The sequence below is a fragment of the Streptomyces sp. NPDC127092 genome, assembly GCF_042722475.1.
Classification (GTDB): domain Bacteria; phylum Actinomycetota; class Actinomycetes; order Streptomycetales; family Streptomycetaceae; genus Streptomyces.
In genome coordinates this window covers 1-1,158 of sequence record NZ_JBHXFE010000341.1, presented here as the reverse complement: position 1 = coordinate 1,158, position 1,158 = coordinate 1, and the positions used below count along the sequence as shown (strand labels likewise).

Sequence of the window (1,158 nt, the reverse complement as noted above, 5' to 3'; positions counted from 1 at the left end):
GACGACGTCCGTGGAATCCATCGGGTAGGTGTCCTGCATCCACAGCAACCGGTTGACGATCGCCCGGTGACTGACGGCGACGCCCTTCGGCTTACCGGTCGATCCGGACGTGTAGATCACGTAGGCGGTCGAATCGGGGTGGATCGGACCGCCCCGCTCGGCGTCGGTGATCGGGGTGCTCGGCCGCCGGGACAGGTTCAGGGTGTCGATCTCGATCACCGAGGCACCGGCCGCGCTGTCGACGCCCTCGCACCGGTCGCGGGAGGCGGTGAGAACACATGCGGGTTCCGCACTCTCGATCACGTACGCGATCCGCGAGGCCGGATGGTCGGGGTCGAGCGGAACGTACGCTGCCCCGGTCTTCTCCACCGCGTAGATCGCGATCATCAGCTCGAGTGAACGGCGCAGGGCGACGGCGACCCGGGATTCGGGTCCGACGCCGCGGGCGAGGAGTTCGCGTGCCAGCCGGTTGGCGCGGGCATCGAACTCCGCGTACAGCAATTCCTCCTCGGCGAACACGACGGCCACGGCGTCCGGGGTCCGTGCCACCTGCGCCTCGAACAGGCTGACCAGGGTGGCCGAGCCCGGTACTGCGACGTCGGTGTCGATCCACTGCTCGAGCATCCGGTGGGTCTCGTCCGCGCCGATCAGGTCGATGTCGCCGACCTTTGCGTCCGAACCGGCGGTGATGGTCTCGAGCAGGGTGACGAAGCGTTCGGCCAGCGCCGTCATCGTCGGCGGGTCGAACAGTTCCGACGCGTACGAGAATTGGACGTCGATCGCACCGGGGGCGCCGGAATCCTCGGTGTGCTCGGTGAGGATGACCTGGAGATCGAACTTGGCGGCGCCGGTCTCGAGCGCCTCGACCTCCACGTCGAGTCCGGGCAGCTCGAGCCGTGTGTTCGCGAATCCCTGCAGCACCAGCATCACCTGGAACAGCGGTGAATGTGCCTCGGAACGGGTCGGCTTCAGTTCGTCGACGAGCCGCTCGTAGGGCAGATCGGTGTTGCTGAACGCCTCCAGATCCACGGAGCGGGTGTGCGAAAGGATCTCGGGGAAGCTGCGATCGGGGTCGACGGTGGTGCGCAGGACGACGGTGTTGACGAACATGCCGACGACGTCGTCGAGTTGCCGTTCCCCACGACCGGAGACCGGGGA

At 67.2% G+C, this 1,158-nt stretch carries 1 protein-coding gene; it reads right to left on the bottom strand.

Going from position 1 to position 1,158, the window contains the following annotated elements; genetic code table 11:
* On the bottom strand, nt 1–1,158 hold a 1,158-nt coding region (locus tag ACFWJO_RS40245), incomplete at both ends, for an AMP-binding protein (protein WP_386873311.1).